The 1,422-nt window shown below is 36.8% G+C and carries 1 protein-coding gene; it reads right to left on the reverse strand.

The genetic code is table 11. The features are described 5' to 3' along the window. Positions 1-132 precede the first annotated feature (132 nt). A partial coding sequence (locus GGQ92_RS16240; protein ID WP_221437367.1) for an IS91 family transposase occupies positions 133-1,422 on the reverse strand: 1,290 nt, incomplete at its 5' end.

A 1,422-nucleotide genomic window follows, 5' to 3' on the forward strand; every position in this document is an offset into this window, starting at 1 on the left:
TGTATTCCTTTATAATACTCTGGATACATTTCTCCCCCACATTGCTCGCAACTAAATTGGGGTGGGACAGTAGGATCTCCTCCATCCATCAAATCAAAATCTCTTACTACACTATACGGAATCTTTTCTTCCTCATGACACGTTAAACAATGATAATTGACGTGTGTTTTCTTCGTTTGTAGATGATCCGTCCCTTTTCTTTTCTTTCCCTTTTTCCGGCGTTTGTTGGTCTGTGCGATAGTAAATCACCCTTTCTAAATATTTTCTTGCCTCTTTTGTTAATGCAAATTTTATTTCCAATCTGCCATTTTCTAGACACACTTCTCCCATGTAATCATAATAATTCTCGCAATGAGGACACACAAGTGGATCTTTTTGACCACTAGAAATAATACGCTCTCTCCATGTTTGGCGGCGTAATTTTTTCTTTACTTTTAATATCCAGCGCTTTGTTTCCTGTTGCCAATTAGCTAATAGTTTTTTACTCAAGCTTTTACTTCTTCTCGAATACATACCGTAATGACGTATTGTTTTGAATTGCTCATCTGGGATATGGCGTATTAATCTTTTTATGAACTCATCCACTGTCACTGTTTCTAACTTTTCTTTACCATCTACTTTGTCGATATATTTAAACGTCACATATTCACCATCATATTCCACGATCCGATTAATACCAATCGCTGGTCGACGAATATAACGGCCAATATAACGCAATTGTTCTTTTATTTTTCCTCTCTGTTTTGGAGCATACACATAGAAGCCTTCTCCATTATTAGAAAAAGCTTTTTGTAGCCTTGGTTGTATTCGCTTCTTTTCATTCTTCGATAGATGCTTACGAATAAATTTTAGAACTACGGTCTGCCATTGTTTACGAAGCATCGTAAACGGAATGAAATCGTACGATTTCCATTCACCTTTCTTCGTTATCCCTCCCATTGTTACTAACATATGGACATGTGGGTTAAAATTCACCTTCGATCCGAACGTATGTAACCCGGCAATGATTCCTGGTGTCACTTTGGCTTTCTTTTTAAAATAATTGGTGATTAATTTTGCTGCCTCATCCATAAGGGGTTTCAATAACTCACGATGCCACAAGAAGATATCCCGTAAGTTTTCATCAATCGTAAAAATCATATGTCGATGATTTACTTGTAAAACATCCTCTGTCAGGATACGACTCCACTCTTCACTTTCCCCTACAGAACACGTGGTACAAAAACGGCCTTTACATCGAAATGGTACATGACGTACGTCATTACATCCTTCACAAACATAGAGTTTGAATCCATTTTTCGGATTTCCACAGTCTCGAAATTTTTCGACCTCCTTGATTACAATTGGACGAATTCGATTTCCATGTTTTCTTTTAAAGGATTCCCAATGTTGATGGTTGTCAAAAAAGATTTGTTTTAATAT

The organism is Gracilibacillus halotolerans (assembly GCF_014206945.1).
Taxonomy (GTDB): Bacteria; Bacillota; Bacilli; order Bacillales; family Amphibacillaceae; genus Gracilibacillus; species Gracilibacillus halotolerans.